This is a genomic window from Mesorhizobium sp. M7D.F.Ca.US.004.03.1.1 (assembly GCF_003998635.1).
In the GTDB taxonomy this organism is placed as follows: Bacteria; Pseudomonadota; Alphaproteobacteria; order Rhizobiales; family Rhizobiaceae; genus Mesorhizobium; species Mesorhizobium loti.
Genome location: NZ_RZQG01000923.1, coordinates 1 through 2,274, shown reverse-complemented (window position 1 = coordinate 2,274; position 2,274 = coordinate 1). Strand labels below are relative to the sequence as shown.

Genomic DNA, 2,274 nt, shown 5'->3' with positions numbered 1-2,274 from the left:
GTGCTCGATGCCGATGACGTGGTTGTGGCCGGCGCTGACCCGGATCAGTTCGTCGAGCTTGGCCTGGATCGCCGCACCGTCGCGATTCTGGGTGTTCTGGATCAGGAACACCATCAGGAAGGTGATGACGGTCGTGCCCGTGTTGATGACGAGCTGCCATGTGTCCGAAAAGCCGAAGAACGGACCGCTTACCGCCCAGACGACGACGATCAGGCAGCAGACGGCAAATGTCGGCGGCAGGCCGGCTATATGGGCGACCCAGTTGGCGATCTTGGTGAAAAGCTTTTCCATCTGTCGAAATCCCTCAACGCAGCGGCGCGATGAGAAACAACCGGCGACCGTTTCAGGTTCCCGACGCGGACAAATACCTCAGGCACAATTGAATACACGCATAAAGAGAATGCGGACGAAAACACACCTTATGGGTTCAATGGCACAGTAACCCCACAGGCAAGAGAGCCTGTTCCTTCCGCTTCACAGCGGTTTACCTCCAGCCCCTTCCGCTGCGCCACCCCCGCATGGCGGAAGGGGTTTCAGTCCGCAGAGCGCGGAGCATGGTCTCCCGAAAGCGCCGCCCGGCTAGCGTCGACCTGTTTTTGGCAACTCAAACGGCGTCGTTTTCCCAGCGATCGAGGAAGACTTCGATCGGCATTGCCTGCATGTCGGGAACCGCTCTGGCGAGCTTTTCGACCGGCCAGTCCCACCAGGCGAGAGCTTCGATCCGCGCCGCAATATCCGGAGCGAAGCGTGGCCGAAGCGCCTTCGCCGGCACCCCTGCGACGATTGCATAGGGCGGCACGTCCTGCGTCACCACTGCGTTGGCGCCGACCACCGCGCCATTGCCGATGGTGATCCCGGGCATGATCACCGCGCCGTGGCCGATCCAGACATCATGGCCGATGGTCACGGCTTTCGCTTGCCGCCGCGCGCGGAATGCGGCGTCGACGCCCAGCCAGCGAAAATACTCGTTCGGCCGGTAGCTGAGCTTGTGCTGGGTCAGCCGCTCGATGGGATGTTCTAGCGCATTGATACGGCTGTTGGCGGCGATCGAACAGAATTTGCCGATCGTCGTGTAGATCGCTTCCGAGTGGCGTTCGAAATAGGAGAAATCGCCGACCGTGACCTCGCGCAGCACCACCCGCTCACCGATCGAGGCATAGCGGCCGAGCTTGCACGCTTTCAGCTCCGCGGTCGGATGGATGCGCGGCTCGGGGTCTTTCGGGACAAGGTTTTCGGAACGGTCCATGCTGGCGGCTTTACGTCAGAGCAATTGCTCCCGCAAGTCGCGAGCAATTGTCCGTCAGACCAATTGCGCGAAGGAGTTCGCTCCGCTCATTGCGGCTTGCCTTTGCTCCACACCACGTTCTGGCCGTAGAGCGGTACGGTGGTAACCGACATCTTGGCCGAGCCGTTCTGCACCTGGCGCGAATGCGAGAGATAGATCAGCGTCTCATTGGCCTTGTCGTAGATGCGGTTCACCACCTGCTTCTTCCAGATCAGGCTGATGCCTTGCTTGAACACTTCCTCGCCGCTCTCGCCCATGTCGATGTCGCCGATGGTGATCGGACCAGTCTGGCGGCAGGAGATCGAGGAATCGGACGGATCCTCGAACCAGTTTCCCTTGTGCAGGCGATCGATGATGCCGCGATCGAAATAGGAGACGTGGCAGGTCACGCCCTCCACCTTCGGATCCTTGATCGCCTCGACGATGATGTCGTTGCCGAGCCAATCGACGCCGACCTTGCCGACTTCCTCGGCGACGGCGGCGCCGGCGCCAAGGACAACGCACGCGGCCAACGCGCCGCCGATCAGTTTTCGCCCAATCAGTCCGTGCAAGGGTGCCTCCTGCGGTTCGAGTTGCCGGTCACAGGTGGGGCGAACAGCCCGGCTTTGCAAGCAGATACATCAACACCACCGCGGTTGCGGCAACGCGGCACTTTGCCTGCGCGGGGCCGAACCGCTAAGACTGTCACACAGGCGTGGCATTGAGCCGGCGCGACGATTTCTGCAGACGGACTTTTCTGATGATGCGTTCTATCCTGGTCGGCATTCTCGTCCTGATGGCGGCCGGCATCGGCTGGCTAACCTTCGACTGGTACCGCGGTCACTATGGCGGCGAGCCCTTCGGCGCCGCCTTTACGCTGGTCGACCAGAAAGGCGCGCCGATCACCGAGGCCGCCTTCAGGGGCCAGCCCAGCGTCGTCTTCTTCGGCTTCACCCATTGTCCCGAGGTCTGCCCGACCACGCTGTTCGAACTGGCCGGCTGGCTGAAGA

General features: G+C 61.7%; 4 protein-coding genes. 1 reads left to right on the top strand and 3 read right to left on the bottom strand.

The genetic code is table 11. The features are described from left to right. The 3 genes from EN935_RS31965 to EN935_RS31955 all read right to left on the bottom strand — a co-directional run. Positions 1–291, bottom strand: a 291-nt coding sequence (locus tag EN935_RS31965; RefSeq protein ID WP_164771527.1) for a low affinity iron permease family protein, incomplete at its 3' end; no start/stop codon positions are given. Positions 292–604: 313 nt separating this feature from the next. Beyond that, a complete protein-coding gene (locus EN935_RS31960; RefSeq protein WP_127265776.1) occupies positions 605–1,246 on the bottom strand; it encodes a DapH/DapD/GlmU-related protein in 642 nt (213 codons plus the stop codon). A gap of 86 nt (positions 1,247–1,332) precedes the next feature. Beyond that, a complete protein-coding gene (locus tag EN935_RS31955; RefSeq protein WP_126069545.1) occupies positions 1,333–1,836 on the bottom strand; it encodes a CreA family protein in 504 nt (167 codons plus the stop codon). Between the two features lie 188 nt (positions 1,837–2,024). Between EN935_RS31955 and EN935_RS31950 the strand changes: the two genes are divergently transcribed. Continuing rightward, the coding region (locus EN935_RS31950) for an SCO family protein (protein ID WP_164771526.1) at positions 2,025–2,274 on the top strand (250 nt) is incomplete at its 3' end.